At 68.3% G+C, this 18,384-nt stretch carries 15 protein-coding genes and 1 tRNA gene; 11 read left to right on the forward strand and 5 right to left on the reverse strand.

The features are described 5' to 3' along the window. The first annotated feature begins 59 nt into the window (after nucleotides 1-59). Both hslO and EJE94_RS12455 read left to right on the forward strand, forming a co-directional pair. Nucleotides 60-929: an Hsp33 family molecular chaperone HslO gene (gene hslO, locus EJE94_RS12450; protein ID WP_306307958.1), complete on the forward strand. Its 870-nt coding sequence runs from the start codon at nucleotides 60-62 to the stop codon at nucleotides 927-929. After that, nucleotides 926-1,681 (forward strand): fused MFS/spermidine synthase, encoded by a 756-nt coding sequence (locus EJE94_RS12455; RefSeq protein ID WP_121241963.1) that lies wholly within the window; start codon nucleotides 926-928, stop codon nucleotides 1,679-1,681. Before hslO ends, EJE94_RS12455 begins: the two co-directional genes overlap by 4 nt. Here the strand turns inward: EJE94_RS12455 and EJE94_RS12460 are convergent. Then, a complete protein-coding gene (locus EJE94_RS12460; protein ID WP_121241965.1) occupies nucleotides 1,671-2,855 on the reverse strand; it encodes a M20 aminoacylase family protein in 1,185 nt (394 codons plus the stop codon). The genes EJE94_RS12455 and EJE94_RS12460 overlap by 11 nt on opposite strands. 177 nt (nucleotides 2,856-3,032) lie before the next feature. On the opposite strand from EJE94_RS12460, the gene EJE94_RS14985 reads away from it, so the two are divergent. The 9 genes from EJE94_RS14985 to EJE94_RS14665 all read left to right on the forward strand — a co-directional run bounded on the left by EJE94_RS14985 (nucleotide 3,033) and on the right by EJE94_RS14665 (nucleotide 13,669). Next, nucleotides 3,033-6,638, forward strand: a complete 3,606-nt coding sequence (locus tag EJE94_RS14985) for an EAL domain-containing protein (protein ID WP_121241967.1) — start codon at nucleotides 3,033-3,035, stop codon at nucleotides 6,636-6,638. Beyond that, entirely contained in the window at nucleotides 6,635-8,110 is a 1,476-nt protein-coding gene (locus EJE94_RS12470; RefSeq protein WP_121241969.1) for an NAD(P)H-hydrate dehydratase, read from the forward strand. Before EJE94_RS14985 ends, EJE94_RS12470 begins: the two co-directional genes overlap by 4 nt. A gap of 10 nt (nucleotides 8,111-8,120) precedes the next feature. Then, a complete protein-coding gene (locus EJE94_RS12475; RefSeq protein ID WP_121241971.1) occupies nucleotides 8,121-8,990 on the forward strand; it encodes a DMT family transporter in 870 nt (289 codons plus the stop codon). 32 nt (nucleotides 8,991-9,022) lie between these two features. After that, a complete protein-coding gene (locus EJE94_RS12480) occupies nucleotides 9,023-9,958 on the forward strand; it encodes an exopolyphosphatase (protein WP_121241973.1) in 936 nt (311 codons plus the stop codon). 109 nt (nucleotides 9,959-10,067) lie between these two features. Continuing rightward, complete coding sequence (nadC, locus tag EJE94_RS12485; protein ID WP_243642609.1) at nucleotides 10,068-10,916, forward strand: carboxylating nicotinate-nucleotide diphosphorylase; 849 nt, start codon at nucleotides 10,068-10,070, stop codon at nucleotides 10,914-10,916. Nucleotides 10,917-10,972: 56 nt separating this feature from the next. Next, nucleotides 10,973-11,063: transfer RNA gene (locus tag EJE94_RS12490), tRNA-Ser, on the forward strand. 18 nt (nucleotides 11,064-11,081) lie between these two features. Next, on the forward strand, nucleotides 11,082-12,662 hold the full coding sequence (locus EJE94_RS12495; protein ID WP_121241977.1) for a phospholipase D family protein: 1,581 nt from the start codon (nucleotides 11,082-11,084) through the stop codon (nucleotides 12,660-12,662). Between the two features lie 16 nt (nucleotides 12,663-12,678). Then, nucleotides 12,679-13,353, forward strand: a complete 675-nt coding sequence (locus EJE94_RS12500) for a hypothetical protein (RefSeq protein WP_121241979.1) — start codon at nucleotides 12,679-12,681, stop codon at nucleotides 13,351-13,353. Nucleotides 13,354-13,531: 178 nt separating this feature from the next. Next, nucleotides 13,532-13,669, forward strand: coding sequence for a hypothetical protein (locus EJE94_RS14665; protein ID WP_165904833.1), 138 nt, complete (start codon nucleotides 13,532-13,534; stop codon nucleotides 13,667-13,669). On the opposite strand, the gene EJE94_RS12505 is transcribed toward EJE94_RS14665, so the two are convergent. The 4 genes from EJE94_RS12505 to EJE94_RS12520 form a co-directional block, all read right to left on the reverse strand. After that, nucleotides 13,666-14,298, reverse strand: coding sequence for an SAM-dependent methyltransferase (locus tag EJE94_RS12505; RefSeq protein WP_207855964.1), 633 nt, complete (start codon nucleotides 14,296-14,298; stop codon nucleotides 13,666-13,668). The genes EJE94_RS14665 and EJE94_RS12505 overlap by 4 nt on opposite strands. Then, the gene (gene thrC / locus EJE94_RS12510) at nucleotides 14,295-15,728 is read right to left on the reverse strand and encodes a threonine synthase (protein ID WP_121241981.1); all 1,434 of its coding nucleotides are present in this window, start codon (nucleotides 15,726-15,728) and stop codon (nucleotides 14,295-14,297) included. The genes EJE94_RS12505 and thrC overlap by 4 nt, the downstream gene beginning before the upstream one ends. 39 nt (nucleotides 15,729-15,767) lie before the next feature. After that, on the reverse strand, nucleotides 15,768-16,895 hold the full coding sequence (locus EJE94_RS12515) for a hypothetical protein (protein WP_165904834.1): 1,128 nt from the start codon (nucleotides 16,893-16,895) through the stop codon (nucleotides 15,768-15,770). A 175-nt stretch (nucleotides 16,896-17,070) separates the two neighbouring features. Next, complete coding sequence (locus EJE94_RS12520; protein WP_121241985.1) at nucleotides 17,071-18,381, reverse strand: homoserine dehydrogenase; 1,311 nt, start codon at nucleotides 18,379-18,381, stop codon at nucleotides 17,071-17,073. Nucleotides 18,382-18,384 lie beyond the last annotated feature (3 nt).

Genomic DNA, 18,384 nt, shown 5'->3' on the forward strand with positions numbered 1-18,384 from the left:
ACTCGCTCGCTGCGCTCGATGTCTGACCCAGCGCCAAGTTCCGTTGTTTCACGGAAATAGTGGATACCGTACACCGCTTCCTCTTCGAGGACCTCGACATCCGCGGCGCGCTGGTGCAGCTCGGCCCGGCCTGGCACCAGCTGCAGGCGGTGCGCGACTACGAGGCGCCGGTACGGCGGCTCCTCGGCGAGCTCGCCGCCGTCACCACCATCATCGGCTGTAACCTCAAGCAGCCGGGGCGGCTGAGTTTCCACCTGCGCGGCGAGGGGGCAGTGCGGCTCCTGGTGATGGAATGCGACGAGCAACTGCGGCTGCGCGGCCTGGCCAAGATCGCGGACGCCGTACCGCTGGAGCCGACCTTTTCCGACAGGGACTTGCTCGGCACGGGCCAACTGGTACTTACCTTGCAAACCAACGCCGCCGCCGAGCACCCTTACCAAAGCTACGTGCCGCTCGAAGGCGACAACCTCGCCGCGATCTTCGAGCACTACCTCGCGCAGTCGGAGCAGGCGCCGGCACGGCTTTGGCTGGCGGCAGACGAACACCACGCCTGCGCGCTATTCCTGCAGAAGCTGCCCAATGCCGACAAGCGCGACCCCGACGGCTGGAACCGCGTCCAGCATCTCGCCGCCACCCTCAAGCCCGTTGATCTGGCGCTGCCGCCGGAGACGCTGCTGACGCGCGTCTTTCCCGAGGAGACGCTGCGCCTGTTCGATGCCCAGCCAGTGAGCTACCACTGCCCGCGCGACGAAGAGAAGGTGATCGACATGCTGCGCGCGCTGGGCCGCGACGAGGTCGAGGCGGCGCTCGCCGACACCGGCGCCATCTCCATCCACGACGACATCTGCAACCACGAATACCGCTTCGGCCGCGAAGTGCTCGAACACCTGTTCGACGAACCGCCCGCCGCGCCGCACACACTGCATTGAGCGTCGATATCCACATCAGCGAGGAAGCGGGCGTCCGCTACCTGCACTTCAGCTCGGACTGGGTGCAGGGCGCGATGCGCGTCGCACGGCCGTGGGCGCTCGAGCTCGACTACACGCGGGAGATGATGGCCTGCCTGCTGCTGCACCCCGATGCCGACTGGCCGCGCAGCGCGCTGCTGATCGGCCTCGGCGCCGGCTCGCTGACCAAATTCCTGCACCGCCACCGTCCCGCCGCGCGCATCACGGTCGTGGAGATCGAGCCGGCGGTGGTCGCCGCGGCGCGACAGTATTTCAGGCTGCCGGAGGAGGATGCGCGCTTCAATATCGTGATCGCCGAGGGCGCCGAGTTCGTGGCGAAGGCGAAGAAGCGCTACGACCTGATCCTCGTCGACGGCTACGACGAGGACGCCCGCACCGGCATGCTCGACACCTTGCCTTTCTATGCCGCCGCCCGCGCCCGGCTGTCCGACGATGGCCTGCTGGTGACCAACCTGCTGTCGAAGCGCAAGGATTTCCGCGACTCGGTGGCGCGCCTGCGCCAGGCCTTCGACGACCGTGCGCTGGCTTTCCCGTCGTGCGACAGCGGCAACGCCGTAGCCTGCGCCGCCAGCGGCGAACCGCTCTCCCTGCCGCTCGAGGAACTCAAGGAAAACGCGCTGGCCCTCAAGCGCGAGACCGGCCTCAACCTGCTGCCGACGGTAACAAGGCTCGCCCGCTCGAAATCCTGCCCTGGCGGAATCCTCAGCCTTTAACCGGAGGCAACACCGTTTCGACGAGACGCAGCCAGTAGCGAATGCCGGTGCCGATGATCTCGTCGTTGAAGTCGTAATGCGGGCTGTGCAACATGCAGCCGCCCTCGCCCGGGCCGTTGCCGAGCCAGACATAGCAGCCGGGCACCACCTGCGACAGGTAGGCGAAGTCCTCCGCACCCATGCTCGGCTTGAGGTGCTCGTGCAATCCATCTGCGCCAGCGACCTGCCGCGCGACCTCGCGGCAGATTAAGGTCGGATCGTGCGCGTTGATGGTCGGCGGGTAGCCGCGCTCGTACTTGAGGCTCGCCTGCACGCGGTGGGTCGTCTCGATGCCGGTGCAGATGCGGCGCATGCCCTCCTCGAGCGCATCCTGCAGTTCGGGGCGGAAGGTCCGCACGGTACCGCCGAGCACCGCCTGTTCCGGCAGCACGTTGTCGGCGTGGCCGGCATGGAAGCGCGTCACGCTGACCACCGCCGGCTCCAGCGGATCGACGCTGCGGCTGACCAGGGCCTGCAGCGCCTGCACCAGTGCCGCCCCGGCCAGGACCGTGTCGGTGCCCTGGTGCGGCATCGCGGCGTGGGCGCCGCGGCCGCTGACGGTGATCTCGAAGCGGTCGGCGCCGGCCATCACCGGGCCTTCCATCACGGCGAAGCTGCCCGCCGCCAGTCCGGGCCAGTTGTGCAGGCCGAAGACCATTTCCATCGGGAAGCGTTCGAACAGTCCCTCCTCCACCATGTGCTTGCCGCCGCCCTCGTGCTCTTCGGCCGGCTGGAAGATCAGGTAGACGGTGCCGTCGAAACCGCCGGCATCGCGCAGCGCGACCAGCGCCTCGGCCGCGCCGAGCAACATCGCCGTGTGGCCGTCGTGGCCGCAGGCGTGCATCTTCCCCTCGTGCTTCGAGCGGTGCGGGAAGCCGTTGAGCTCGGCCAGCGGCAGCGCGTCCATGTCGGCGCGCAGGCCGATGGCGCGGCTGCCGCTGCCGCAGGACAGCCTGGCGACCACGCCGGTGCGCGCGAGGCCGCGATGCACCTCGATGCCGGCGGCCTCGAGGTAGGCGGCGACGACATCGGCGGTGCGCTTCTCGTGGAAGGCCAGTTCGGGGTGGGCGTGGATGTCGCGGCGTATCGTCGCGATGCGCGCGGCCAGTTCCGGCAACAGGGAATCGATGGTCATGGGGATCTCCGTTGAGCGCATAATCTTAGCGCCGGCAGGCTCCCCGCGCACCGGGGCGCTGCCCGATTTCCGCTAGAATCGACCGAAAACAAGGACAAAGGGGGCGCCGTGCAGCACCCAGAACAAGGCGGGCCGCGCCGCGGACCATGGGAACGCTTGCGACGCTGGCGTTCCCTGATGCTGGCTGCGCTGCTGGCCCTGCTTGCCCCCCTGCACGCGCCGACGTCCGCGGCCGCCGCCGCGACGGCCGAGTCCCTTCCCCAATTCACCCTTGGCGTCCTTGCCCACCGCGGCAAGGACCGCGCACAACAGGAATGGCAGCCGACCGTCGATTATCTGACGCGCTCGCTGCCGGGACACCAGTTCCGCCTGCTGCCCTTGTTGCTGGACGAAACCGAGAACGCAGTGGCCCAGCGCCGCGTCGATTTCATCCTGACCAACCCCGAGAACTACATCGTCCTCGAGGCGCGCTATCAGGTCGCCCGCAACGCCACGCTGCTGCTGAGCTACAAGGACCAGCCGCTGAAGGAGTTCGGCGGCCTGATATTTACCCGCAGCAGCCGCACGGACATCAAGACCCCGGCCGATCTCAAGGGCCGGCGCATCGCCGGTACCGCCCGCAACGGTTTCGGGGCCTACCAGATGCAGGCTTACGAACTGATACAGGCCGGGATCACGCCCGACGAATTCACCCCGGTCTTCGTCGGCCTGCCGCAGGACAAGGTGGTCGAGGCCGTGGCGCAGGGCATCGCCGATGCCGGCTTCGTCCGCGCCGGGGTGCTCGAATCGCTCGCCGCCGCCGGCAAGATCCGCCTCGAGGACTTCCGCGGCATAGGCCTCAAGCACAACCCGCGCTTCCCGTTCTGGCTGTCCACCGCGCTCTATCCGGAGTGGGCCTTCGCCACCATGCCGCATGTCGACGAGCAGCTCGCCAACCGTGTCACCGTCGCCCTGCTCAGCCTGCCCTTCGGCAGCGACGTCGCCAGAGCCGGCGGCTACCACGGCTGGGCGGTGCCGCTGTCCTACAACGCCGTGCACGACATGATGAAGGCGCTGCGCGCGGAGCCCTACAACACGCCCGAGAGCTTCAGCCTCGGCGACATCGCCCGCAAGTACGACCGCCAGATATTCCTGGTACTGCTGGCGATCATCGCCCTGGCCGGCTACTTCACGCATCGCTTCGCCCGCCTCAATCGCAGTCTCGGCCATCAGATGGCACTCGTCGCCGAGCGCGGCGATGCCCTGACCGCCGAAGTCGCGAACCGTCATTACGCCGAACGCCAGCTCGCCAACGAAAACCGGGTACTCGACCTGCTGGCCGAAGAGGTCCCCTTGCCGCAGATCCTGCGCATCGTGGCGCAGATGTGCCAGCAGGAGATCGCCAGCGATGCCGGGGTCGCGATCTTCTTGCGGCAGGACGCCACCTACGTCCTCGCGGCGGCGGATCAGGTCGATGCCGCGCTCCAGCGCCACTGGGGCGACGTCCCGATCGCGGCATCGCTGGTCGGCGATACCGCGGCCTTTGCCGACGCACTGGGGGTGATCGATCGCACCACCCTGATCGAAACGATACGCGGCAGCGACGACGCGATCCTCGGCCAGCTGGTGGCGCTGGTGTCGTCGCCGCCGCGCGCGCCGACCGCACTGCGGCCGCTGCTGCACACCTACGCCGCGCTGGCCGGAATGGCCATCCACCGTTCGGCCATCGGCGAGCGCATACGCCTGGCCTCGAGCGTCTTCCAGAACGCGCTCGAAGGCATCGTCGTCACCGACACGTTCGGCCACATCGTCGACATCAGTCCCAGCTTCACCCGCCTCACCGGCTATTCGCGCGACGAGGCCATCGGGCAAAGCATGTCCCTGCTGAAATCGGGCCGGCACGACGCCCAGTTCTATCGCGAGATGTGGGCGCACCTGCTCGAGCATGGCATCTGGAGCGGCGAAATCTGGAACCGCACCCGCGACGGCCGCATCATCGCCGAGATGCTGCAGATTTCCAGCGTCAAGGACCGGCACGGGCAGATCATCAATTTCTGCGGGACCTTCAGCGACATCACCTCGCTCAAGGACGCCCAGGCCCACCTCGAGAAGCTCGCCAGCTTCGACAGCCTGACCGGCCTGCCCAACCGCGGCCTCCTCGCCGACCGTCTCACCCAGGCGCTATCGCAGACGCAGCGGCGCGACCGCCTGCTGGGCATCTGCTTCCTCGACCTGGACGGCTTCAAGGTCGTCAACGACACGCTCGGCCACTCCTCCGGCGACGCGCTGCTGCGCGAAGTCGCCCGCCGGCTGTGCGCCACCGTACGCTCGGGCGACACCGTGGCCCGCCTCGGCGGCGACGAGTTCGTGCTGCTGCTCGCCGACATCAAGGATGTCGACGAGCTCGAGGTCGCCGTGCAGCGCGTGCTGCGCACGGTGGCGACGCCCTACGACCTCTCGGGCCACGCCGCGCACATCTCGACCAGCATCGGTGTCACGCTGTTTCCGCTCGACGACGGCGACGCCGATACTCTGTTGCGCCACGCCGACCAGGCCATGTACCGCGCCAAGCAGGACGGCCGCAACCGCTATCACCTGTTCGACGCCGATTTCGCCACCGTCCATCACGAGCGCGTGCTGCAACGCGACCGCCTGCGGCTCGCCATAGAGCAGCGGGAGCTGGAACTGCACTACCAGCCTCGCGTCAACCTGCGCGAGCAGCACGTCGAGGGCGTCGAGGCGCTGCTGCGCTGGCGGCACCCGGAGAAGGGCCTGCTGGCGCCCGCCAGTTTCCTGGCCGACATCGAGCACGACGACCTCATCTGCTCGATCGGCACCTGGGCGCTGCGCGAAGCGCTGGCCCAGCAGCGGCGCTGGAGGGAAGAGGGGGTGCCGCTGGCGATCAGCGTCAATGTCGCCGCGCGCCAGTTCCTCGACCCGCGCTTCATGCCGAAATTGGAGGCGCTGCTCGCCGAGTTCCCCGACCGACCGGCCGGCAGCCTCGCACTCGAGATACTGGAAACCGCCGCGATCGACGACATCGACCGCATGACGACGCTGATCAAGCAGTGCCACAAGCTCGACGTGCGCTTCGCCCTCGACGATTTCGGCACCGGCTATTCCTCCCTCGCCTACCTGCAGCGCCTGCCGGCCGACATCCTCAAGATCGACCGCAGCTTCGTCAATGGCATGCTCGGTTCGCGCGCCGGCCTCGCCATCGTCGATGCCATCGTCGGTTTGGCCAACGCCTTCCAGTGCGAACTGGTGGCCGAGGGCATCGAGACCGTCGAGCAGGGCGAGCTGCTGGCGCGCATGGGCTGCGACAGCGGCCAGGGCTATGTCGTCTCCCGTCCCCTGCTCGCCGGCGACGTACTGCCATGGATCGCCGGCTACCGCCACCCGGAGAGCTGGATGTCCTGGGGCGAACGCGGCGTCGGCAACCTGGATTTTCCGCTGGTGCTGGCCGAGTTCGAGCACCGCTGCTGGATCAATGACCTGATCGGCGCCACCGAGGGCCGCCGGCTGCAAACGCCGGTCAAGGAAATCCACGACCCGACCCGCTGCGAGTTCGGCCACTGGCTGGAGCAGCGCGGCCGCAAACGCTATGGCCGCTCGCCGCTCTTCGCCGAGGTCGACGCGCTCCATCGCGAGGTACATGAATTGGGTTGCCGCATCCATGGCGACCTCGGCAACGGCATCGCGGCCCGCAGCCACGTACCGGCGCTGCGCGAGCTCAGCGCCCGACTCGTCACCACGCTCCAGCGCCTGCAGCGCGGCACTACCGAAAGCGAGACCGCGCCATGAAGACCCCGGCCACCCAGGCGATCCTGCGCCTGAACGAGTTGCGCGAGATGGAGCGCCGCCACGCCGGCGATACGCTGATGGAACGTGCCGGTGCGGCCGCCGCCGAGGTCGCGGCCGCGCTGCTGGCCGGTGCGACGTCACCGCCCCTGATCGTCTGCGGCCCCGGCAACAACGGCGGCGACGGCTTCGTCGTCGCACGCCTGCTGCAGGCGCGCAGCTTCGCGCCGGTCGTGGTTTTCGCGGGGGACGCCGCGCGGCTGCCGACCGACGCGGCTGCCGCCCATGCCACCTGGCTCGCTGCCGGCGGTCGTTGCCTAGACGGCATCCCCGACCGGGCCTTCGGCCTGGCCATCGACGCGCTGTTCGGCATCGGACTCACCCGCCCGCTCGAGGGCCGCCACGCCGATCTCGTCGCCCGTCTCAACGCCCTCGCCTGCCCGGTGCTGGCGCTCGACATTCCCAGCGGCCTCGATTCGGAGACCGGCCGCATCCTCGGCTGCGCGGTGCATGCCGACCATACCGCCAGCTTCATCGGGCTGAAGCCCGGCCTGCTCACCGGCGCGGGTCCCGACCACTGCGGCGAAATCAGCGTGCACGAACTCGAACTGCAGATTGCGGCGAGCGGGGCGACCGTGGCGCCCGAACTCTTCGCCTCCCGGCTGCGACCGCGCCGCCATGACAGCCACAAGGGCAGCTACGGCTCCGCCGCCATCCTCGGCGGCGCCCCCGGCATGGCCGGTGCCGCGTTGCTGGCCGGCCATGCCGCGCTCAAGCTCGGAAGCGGTCGTGTCTATGTGGGCATGATCGAACGCCTCGCCGTCGATCCGGCGCAGCCCGAACTGATGCTGCGCACGCCGGACGACGCACTGCGGCTCGCGACGGCGCTCGCCGTCGGCCCCGGCCTCGGCCAGTCCGATGCGGCGCTCGCGTTGCTGCGCCAAGCGCTCGCCACGGATCTGCCGGTGGTTTTCGACGCCGACGCATTGAATCTGCTTGCCGCCCATCCGGTGCTGTTCAAGCAACTCGCCCGCCGCCGCGCGCCGACGCTGCTGACGCCCCATCCGGCCGAAGCGGCACGCCTGCTCGCGACGACCACCGACGCGGTGCAGGCCGACCGCCTCGGCCACGCACTCGATCTGGCCCGGCTCACGCGCGCGCATGTCGTGCTCAAGGGCTGCGGCAGCGTGATCGCGGCGCCACCCGACCAAGACTCGGGACGCTGGTGGATCAATACCACAGGCAACGCCGGGCTCGCCACGGCCGGCAGCGGCGACGTCCTCACGGGTATCGCCGTCGCACTGCTTGCGCAGGGTTGGCCAGCCGATTCGGCACTGCTCGCAGCCGTGCATCTGCACGGCGCAGCCGCCGACGAACTGGCCGAACGGCTTGGCGGCAACATCGGCATCGTCGCCGGCGACCTGATCGACGCGGCCCGTGACATTTTCAACCGCTGGATCGCCGCCACGCATTGATGTCCCGCCGATGACCGATAGCGCGCCCGTCCGCGGCATCGCCCTGATGCTGGCGGCACTGCTCTGCTTCGCCCTGCTCGACGCCACCAGCAAACACCTGTCGCAGACCTTCTCGGTGCCGCTTCTGGTGTGGGCGCGCTACACCTTCCATTTCCTGCTGATGGTGGTCTTCCTCGCGCCGTCCCGCCGCAGCCGACTTCTGGCCACCACGCGCCCCGCGCTGCAAGTGGTGCGCGCCCTGCTGCTGGTAGGCGTCACCGGCTTCGCCATGGCGGCCTTCCGCATCATGCCGCTGGCCGAGACCACCGCCCTGCTGTTCATCACCCCGCTGTTCGTCGCACTGCTGGCCGGGCCGATGCTCGGCGAGAAGGTCGGCGCAGTGCGCTGGAGTGCAGTGGCCGCGGGCTTCGCCGGCATGCTGCTGATCGCCCGCCCCGGCGGCGCGCTGGTCGGCCAGGGCATCGCACTTTGCCTGACGGGGGCCGCCTGTTACGCGCTCTACCAGATCCAGACGCGCCAGCTCTCGCCGACCGAAGACACCGTGACCATGCTCTTCTACACGGCGCTGGTCGGCACCGTCGCCATGAGCCTGGCCCTGCCCTGGATCTGGGGCGGACCGACCCCCACTTGGCTCGAGGCGCTGATGATCGCCTCGCTCGGCATCTTCGGCGGCACCGGCCATTTCCTGCTGATCGCCGCCTACCGCCATGCCACGGCCTCGACGCTGGCGCCGCTCGGCTATGTGCAACTGATCTGGGCGACGCTGCTTGGCTGGCTCGTCTACGACGCCCTGCCCGATGCCCTCAGCTTCGCCGGCATGGCCGTCATCGCCGGCTCGGGCATTCTGCTCGCCTGGCACGCGCGCCCCGGAACACGGTAGGATATGAGCCATCGGTTCGCCCGGAGGGAAAGATGAACGAGGGGAAAAAATACCGTCTGGTCACCCGCAGCGACTTCGACGGCCTCGTCTGCGCCGTGCTGCTCAACCAGCTCGACCTGATCGACGACATCAAGTTCGTCCATCCCAAGGACATGCAGGACGGCAAGGTCGAGATCAGCAGTCGCGACATCACCACCAACCTGCCCTACGTGCCGGGCGTGCACCTCGCCTTCGATCACCATTCCTCCGAGACCATCCGCAACCCCGGCGAGCGTCCCGAGCACATCATCTATCCCGACGCGCCCTCCGCGGCACGCGTGGTGTATGAGCACTACGGCGCCATGAACCGCTTCCCCGCCGCGTTCACCGAAATGATGCTCGCCGTCGACAAGGGCGACTCGGCGCAATTCACGCGCGAGGACGTGCTCAACCCGAAGGGCTGGGTGCTGCTCAACTTCCTGATGGACGCGCGCACCGGCCTCGGCCGCTTCCGCGACTTCCGCATCAGCAACTACCAGCTGATGATGGATCTGATCAAGTACTGCCGCGACCACGGCATCGCCGACATTCTCGCCCTGCCCGACGTCAAGGAGCGCGTAGACCTCTATTTCGAGCACGACGCCAGGGCCAGGGACCAGATCAGGCGCTGCGCCACGGTGCACAAGAACCTCGTCGTGCTCGACCTGCGCAACGAGGAGACCATCTACGCCACCAACCGCTTCGTGATCTACGCCCTCTTCCCCGAGGCCAACATCTCCATCCACGTCATGTGGGGCCTGCAGAAGCAGAACACCGTCTTCGCCACGGGCAAGTCCATCCTCAACCGCACGTCGATGACCAACATCGGCGAACTCATGCTCGAGTACGGCGGCGGCGGCCACGAGAACGCCGGCACCTGCCAGGTCGGCAACGACGAGGCGGCGGCCAGACTCGCCGAGATCATCGCGAGAATCAACACCGACGGCTGACAGCAATGCCCCCCCACGCTCACCTTCCAACACGGCGAGGGCCCCGCCTTCGTTCGTTGTCCCCCACGGGGGGGCGCATGCCCCCATGGGGCGGCCCGGCGGAGGCATAGTGGATTTCCCGCTGCAAATCGCCGCCGAGATCGAACGCAACGTGCTCGCGGCGCTGGCCGAGGACATCGGCGGCGGCGACCTCACGGCGCTGCTCGCTACCGTCGGCCGCCGCGCCGCCGGCACCGTGGTGAGCCGCGAGGATGCGGTGCTCGCGGGCTGCGACTGGTTCGAGTCGAGCTTCCGCCACCTCGACCCCGACGTGCGCATCTCCTGGTCCGCCGACGACGGCGAGCGCATCGCCGCCGGCCAGGTGCTGTGCGAAATCGACGCCGACACCCGCGCCCTGCTCACCGCCGAGCGCACGGCGCTCAACTTCCTGCAGCTGCTCTCCGGCACCGCGACGATCACCCGCCGCTATGTCGATGCCGTCGCCGGCACCGGCGCCCGCATCGTCGATACCCGCAAGACCCTGCCGGGCCTGCGCATCGCGCAGAAGTACGCGGTGCGTTGCGGCGGCGGCACCAACCACCGCCTCGGTCTCTACGACGGCATCCTGATCAAGGAGAACCACATCATGGCCGCCGGCGGCATCACGGCGGCGTTCACCCGGGCGCGAACCCTGGCGTGCGATGGCGTCTTCATCCAGGTCGAGGTGGAGACGCTGGAGCAGCTGGCCGAAGCGCTCGACGCCGGCGCCGCCCTGATCCTGCTCGACAACATGAACCTGGCGCAGATGCGCCAGGCCGTCGGACTCACCGCCGGACGTGCCCAGCTCGAGGCTTCGGGCGGCGTCAACCTCGAGACGGTGCGGGCGATCGCCGAAACCGGCGTCGATCGTATTTCGATCGGTGCCCTGACCAAGGACGTCCGCGCCATCGATCTGTCGCTGCGTCATGTCGAGCAGTAACAACGCATTCTTTGCTAGAATCCGCGCCTCTCTCGCCCCTGGGGCGAGACCACCGCGGAGAGGTGGATGAGCGGTTTAAGTCGCACGCCTGGAAAGCGTGTTTAGGTGAATAACCTAACGAGGGTTCGAATCCCTCCCTCTCCGCCACAGACACGGCCTGCGGGCATGCCATTACCCGAATGCTTCCGGCGCCTGCTCGGGCAGTGCGTCGCCGTCGGCACGGTGCTGCTGCTCGTCAGCGGCTGCGCCGGCCTCCCCACCGACATCGAGCGCAAGGAATCCCGCGCGCTGACCGATACCGAGACCACGCGCCTCGGCCAGGCCAGCGTTTCCTTGCGGCAGGCACACCCGGACGAAAGCGGCTTCCGCCTGCTGCGCAGCGGCGTCGACGCCCTGCTCGCACGCCTCGTGCTGGCCGAGGCGGCACAGCGCTCGCTCGACGTTCAGTACTACATCTGGCACGACGACCTGACCGGCCGCCACTTCGCCAACGCCCTGCTGCGCGCGGCGGATCGCGGCGTGCGGGTGCGCGTCCTCCTCGACGACGTCGGCGTGAAGCCGAAGGACGAGGTGCTGCTGAGCCTGACGGCCCATCCCAACATCGAGATCCGCCTGTTCAATCCGGTCGCCTCGCGCAGTTTCCGCAGCCTGAGTGCGATCGGCGACTTGCCGCGGGTGAACCGGCGCATGCACAACAAGGCCGTCATCGCCGACAACCAGGTGGCGATCCTCGGCGGGCGCAACATCGGTGACGAATACTTTGGCGCCCACGGCGAAGTCGCCTTCGGCGATCTCGACGTGCTGACCATCGGTGCCGGGGTCAAGGACGTTTCGGCGGCATTCGATCGCTTCTGGAATTCCCAGGTCGTGTTCCCGGTCGCCGCATTGACGGGAAACGAGGCGGACAGCGCCGGCCTCGTCGCACTGCGCGCGAAATTGAAGGTCTTCGTCGAGGAACAGCGCGACAGTCGCTACGTGACCGCGGCCAAGGCCGATCTGGCCGTCAGGCTCGCGGCAGGCAGCGAAGGCATGTTCTGGGGCAAGGCCCATGTGCTGTTCGATGATCCGGACAAGATCGCCCGGCCGCCCGCGGCGACCGAGGGGCGACTGCTGCCGCAACTCGGCCGTTTCCGCTCGTCGATACGCGAGTCGCTGCTGATCGTCTCGCCCTACTTCGTCCCCGGCGAGGCCGGCGTGACCTGGTTGCGCGCACTGGTGGCCCGCGGCGTGCGCGTGACCGTCCTAACCAACTCACTTGCCGCGACCGACGTCGGCATCGTGCACGCCGGCTACCAGCGCTACCGCGACGCGTTGCTCGAAGGCGGCATCCGGCTGTACGAGCTCAAGCCCGAAGCGATCGAACACGGGCGGGCGACGGAACGGAAGGGCAGCCTGAGCGGCTCGCGCGCCTCCCTGCACGCCAAGACCTTCGTCTTCGACCGTAAATCCGTATTCATCGGCTCGCTGAATCTGGACCCGCGTTCCATCGAACTCAACACGGAGATCGGCGTGGTCTGCGAAAGCGCGCCACTTGCCGAGGAACTCGGCGGCACCCTGGAACGGAACCTGGACAGCATCGCCTGGCGGCTCGAACGCAGCGTCGAGGCTTCCGGCGACGCCCGCATCGTCTGGGTCGAGAAGACCGCCGAAGGCGAGCGGCGCCATGCCGAAGAACCCGGGGTGAGCGAATGGCGCCGGTTTTCCTTGTGGTTCCTCGGCCTGTTGCCGATCGAATCGCAACTCTAGGCCCGCAGCCCATCCCGTGAAGACCGCGCTCGCCATCCTCGCCGCCACCACCGTCCTGGTGTTGTTGCTGATTCTGGCCGCGCCGGACCGACCTGCGCCCGCCGCCGCAGATCTGCCCTGGCAGATCGAGGTCCAGCCCGACGGTACCTCCCGGGTGTTCGGACTGACGCTGGGGCGCGGCACCCTCGCCGACGCCCGCGCCCGCTTCGGCCCGGAGCCGCAGGTCGCAATCGTCACGGCGCCGGGCGAGGCCGGCTCGCTCGAGGCCTATTTCGAAACGGTTTCGCTCGGCTTTTTCACCGGCAAGATGGTCGTGACGCTGGAGGTGGCGCAGGACGCCGTCGAACGCATGCGCACCCGCGCCGCCAAGACCGAGCACATGGAAAGCATCACGCGCAAGGCGACGCTGGCCGCCGCGGATCGCGAGTTCGCCGACCGTGCGCCGATCCGGGCGATCGCCTTCGTTCCCTCGGCCCACCTCGAGGAGGCGACCATCCTCGAGCGCTTCGGCCAGCCGGCCGAGCGCCTGCGCGACGGCGAGCACGTGGAGCATTTTCTCTACCCGGCCAAGGGTCTCGACGTGATCCTGGATCGCAAGGGCAAGGAAGTGCTGCAGTACGTGGCCCCGCGCGACTTCGCCCGGCTGCGCGAACCCTTGACGGCGCCGCGCGCCAACCCCGACGCCCCCTAGCGCCGAAGCGTCCCGCGGCAGCAGCGGGATGGCGCTTCAGGCAGCCAGCATGACTTTTCCCGCCATATTCCGCCGTTACGATCTGGCGCCGTCTGGTAATATGCCGCTGGGTAAATGTCCTGCGGCACTCAGTCCGCAGGCTTGAATCGCTCCGACCGGCCAAGGGGAGTTTGATCGTATGCTGTTCATTCTTTATTACATCGTCGCCATCGCGGTGCTCATCCTGCACTTCACCGGCGTGCTCGCCCGCTACAATGTCGAATGGCTGGTGCTGGTGCTGGCAGTGACCGTCTTCCCCGCCGTCATCTACCTCTAGGCTTTCGGGCCGCCAGGCCGCCGGGCTACAAAGTCGATAAGGGCCGAACGGCCCTTGTGGCCGGCGCCCTCTTCGAGCAGGTCCTCGTGCTCGTGCAAATCCAGGACTTCCCAGTCGCCGAACGCCGCGCGTAGCAGTTCGGCCGTATACAGGTTTTCGACCGCCGACGGTCCGCCGGTGCGGTATTCGAGCTGCTTCGGCGTATAGCCCTGCATCAGCAGCAGGCCACCCGGCTTGACGGCCGCCTTGATGCGCCCGAAGAGCAGCTCGCGCTCGGCCGGGCCGACGAACTGCACGAAGATCGCCACCACCAGGTCGAAAGGGACCGGAGCCTCCCAGCGCAGCACGTCGGCGAGGACGAAATCGACCGAGACCTGGCGGCTGGTGGCGAGGCGCCTCGCCTTGTGCAGGCCGACGGGCGATATCTCCACGGCCGTGACGGCAAGGCCCTCTTCGGCGAGAAAGACGCTGTTGCGCCCTTCGCCGTCGGCGACCGCCAGTGCAGTCCAGCCCGGCTGCAAGCGGTCTTTCTGCGACGCGAGGAACTTGTTGGGCGCCGTGCCGAAAAGGTAGTCCTCGCCTGCCCCGGCGTAGCGGCCGGACCAGACCGCTTCCTGGTCGATCTTCACGAGCAGTGGCGAACGACGAAGTCCTTGACCGCTTGCGCATCCGCCTTCATCACCTCGACGCGCTGCGGCAGGTTCTCGATGCCGTCGAAGTCCCTGGGCCGTACCGGATCACGGCCCAGGGCCTCCTGGATGGTCTCGGCGAACTTCACCGGCTGTGCGGTCTCGAGCACGATCATCGGGATGCCCGCCTCGCGATGCTCGCGCGCGACCTTGACGGCATCGGCCGTGTGGGTGTCGATCATCAGCTGGTGCTGTTCCCACAAATCGCGGATGGTGGCAAGGCGGTCGGCATGGACGCTCTTGCCCGAGACGAAGCCGAACCCCGGCAGCTTCGCCATATGTGGCGTGCCGCGCAGGTCGAAGCTGCCACCGGCATCGACTTTCGACCACAGCTCGCGCACCACGGACGGGTCGCGGCCGACCAGGTCGAAGATGAAGCGTTCGAAGTTCGAGGCCTTGGAAATGTCCATCGAGGGACTCGACGTGACCCAGGTGTCGGCGGTGCCGCGCGGGCGATAGACGCCGCTGCGGAAGAACTCGTCGAGCACGTCGTTCTCGTTGGTCGCCAGCACCAGCCGCGCGATCGGCAGGCCCATCATGCGCGCGACGTGGCCGGCGCAGATGTTGCCGAAGTTGCCCGAGGGCACGGCGAATGACACTTTCTCGTCATTACTGCTTGTCGCCGCAAAATATCCCTTGAAGTAATAGACGATCTGCGCCAGAACCCGCGCCCAGTTGATCGAGTTGACGGCGCCGATCTTGTATTGCGCCTTGAAGGCGGCGTCGTTGGAGACGGCCTTCACGATGTCCTGGCAGTCGTCGAACATGCCCTCGATGGCGATGTTGAAAATGTTCGGGTCCTGCAGCGAATACATCTGCGCGCGCTGGAAGGCCGACATCAGGCCATTGGGCGAGAGCATGAAGACGCGCACGCCCTGCTTGCCGCGCATCGCGTATTCGGCCGCCGAGCCGGTGTCGCCCGAGGTGGCGCCGAGGATGTTGATGCTTTCCTTGCGCTTGGCCAGCACGTACTCGAACAGGTTGCCGAGCAGCTGCATCGCCATGTCCTTGAAGGCGAGCGTCGGGCCATTGGAGAGTTCGAGCAGAAAGAAGCCGGGCTCGACCGTGGTCAGCGGCGTGATGTCGGTGGCATCGCGACCCGGCCGGCAATGCTTGTAGACATTGGCCGAATAGGTGCGGTCGGCGAGCGACTTCAGGTCGCAGGCCGGAATGTCGTCGACGAACTTCTGCAATATCTTCAGCGCCAGCGCCGAATACGGCAGTTCGCGCCATTCGGCAAGCTCGGCCGCGCTGACCTGCGGGTAGCTTTCAGGCAGATAGAGGCCGCCATCGGGGGCGAGGCCGCCGAGGAGGATGTCGGAGAAGGCGGGCGACGGCCCGGCGGTGCCGCGGGTGGAGAGGTAACGCATGGTGATCGCTGTGGCAGGTTTGCGGGGTTGCGAAGGGTATCACGCGCGGTGGGCGAAGGCCCGCAGCAGCGCGCCGGCGAAGGTGCCGAGCGCCACCGCGAGCAAGGCGAAGCCGGCATTCCTGTCGAAGGCCAGCAGGACGCCGGCACCCAGGAACAACACGGCGCGCAAGGTGCCGCCGCTGGCCAGGAAGCGGCGCATGTCCCGCCGCTGCGGCGAATCCGCGCCGGGATGGCGCCACACCGGCAGCAACTGCGTCAGCGCCCCGGAAACCAGCGGCAGCAGGAAGCCGGCGGCGAAGGCGGCGATGGCGGGGCGCGCCGCCGCGGAGCCGGTGCCGTGGGCGACGCCGTGTGCCAGCAGCAGCGCGAAGCCGAGGGCGGCCGCCGCCAGCGGTGCCGCGGCGCCGTCACGGACGATCGGGCCGCTGCCGTAGGCATCCTGCCAGGCGCCCAGGTGGCGCAGTACGACCGCGGCCAGCAGCACCGCGCCGGCGGCGGCCAGCGGCCATTCCGTCACGGTGCCAACCGCAGCCAGCGCTACCCCGGCGACCGCCAGCGGCAGGTCGCGGGCCAGCCGCATGCCGGCCGTGGTGTCGCCGCGACCCTGCCCGCCGAGCGCGGTGGGCAGCAGCACGGGCAGCGTGCCCAGCGCCGCCAGGCCGATGAAGCCGAGCGTGTTGAGGTGCAGATGGACGAGGCGCAGCGCGCCGCGCAGTTCCGGCCGGGCCAGCCAAAACGGCACCAGGCCGACGGCGACCAGCAGCGCGGCCAGCGCCGCCACGTACCAGCGGGCACCGGGGTGCGGCTGGCCGAGCGTGGTACGCAGGCGGCCGACGATCCACGCCGCCAGCGCCAGCGCCGCGCCGGCCGTCACCGTCGCGGCGGCGTGCAGGCTCCAGGCCGGCAGGCTGCCCGCCAATCCGAGCACGACGACGATGCCGGCCGATTGCACCGCCAGCGGCAGGTTGCGCACGACAGCACCCGCCCCGGCGGAGCGGGTAAGCACAGGCACGAAGTGGATGATGGCGCCGAACACCAGCGGCATGGCGCCGACGGCGAAGGCGATGTGAAAAGTCGGCGCTGGCGGCACGCCGCGCAATGCGGCGGCGCCCGCCGAGAGGAAGGCGAGAACGGCACAGATGCCGAGATAGACCAGCATCGGCAAGGCGACGCTTAACGTGGAAAGCGGCGCAGCGTTTGCGCCGGGCCGCCCCAAGCAAACGCGGCACGCGCCGAAGGCGCAACCCGCTCCGCCAGCACTACGGAGCCGCCCGCACTATCGAGCGTAAGCGAGCCGCATCGAACCCTCCGAGAGGGGGGCGAAGGGGGGCGGGCCACGACTAGCTCAGGCTTTCGAGGCGCAGCTTGATCAGCTTGCCCGTCACCACCGGCAGCGTTTCGATCAGGTGAATCGCCGCATCGACCTGCTTTTCGCGCGCGAGATGGGTCAGCATGATGATGTCGGTCTGCTGCTCGCCCTCGGCCGGCTCGCGCTGGATCATGGCGTCGATGGAGATCTGCTGGTCGGCAAGGATGCGCGTGATGTCGGCGAGCACGCCCGGCTTGTCCTGGACGCGCATGCGCAGGTAGTAGCTGGTGGTGACCTCGCCGATCGGCAGCACCTGGATATCCGCGAGCTGGCCCGGCTGGAAGGCCAGGTGCGGCACGCGGTTCTCGGGGTCGGCGGTGTGCATGCGGGTGACGTCGACGAGGTCGGCGATCACCGCGCTGGCTGTCGGCTCGGCGCCGGCGCCCTTGCCGTAATACAGAGTCGAGCCGACGGCGTCGCCCTGCACCAGCACGGCGTTCATCGCGCCCTCGACGTTGGCGATCAGGCGCCTTGCCGGGATCAGCGTCGGATGCACGCGCAGCTCGACGCCGTCGGGCGTGCGCTTGGTGATGCCGAGCAGCTTGATGCGATAGCCGAGCTGTTCGGCGTACTTGATGTCGGAGGCGTCGAGCTTGCTGATGCCCTCGACATAGGCCTTGTCGAACTGCATGGGGATGCCGAAGGCGATAGCCGACATGATGGTCAGCTTGTGCGCGGCATCGACGCCCTCGATGTCGAAGGTCGGGTCGGCCTCGGCATAGCCCAGACGCTGCGCCTCCTTGAGCACGACGTCGAAGGCCAGGCCCTTGTCGCGCATCTCGGAGAGGATGAAGTTGGTGGTGCCGTTGATGATGCCGGCGATCCACTGGATGCGGTTGGCGGTGAGGCCCTCGCGCAGCGCCTTGATGATGGGAATGCCGCCGGCCACCGCCGCCTCGAAGGCGACCATGACGCCCTTCTTCTGCGCGGCGGCGAAGATCTCGTTGCCATGCACGGCCAGCAGCGCCTTGTTGGCGGTGACGACGTGCTTGCCGTTCTCGATGGCCTTGAGCACCAGGTCCTTGGCCACGCCGTAGCCGCCGATCAGCTCGACGACGATATCGACTTCGGGGTCGGCGACCACGGCGAAGGCATCGTCGGTGACCCTGCATTGGCCGCCGGTGACCTGCTGCGCCAGTTCGAGGTTTTTGTCGGCGACGACGCTGATCTGGATCGGGCGCCCGGCGCGACGGGTGATTTCCTCGGCGTTGCGATTGAGCACCGTCCAGGTGCCGCCGCCGACGGTGCCGATGCCGAGGAGGCCTACGTTGATGGGTTTCATGCT

The sequence above is a fragment of the Sulfurisoma sediminicola genome (assembly GCF_003865015.1).
Classification (GTDB): domain Bacteria; phylum Pseudomonadota; class Gammaproteobacteria; order Burkholderiales; family Rhodocyclaceae; genus Sulfurisoma; species Sulfurisoma sediminicola.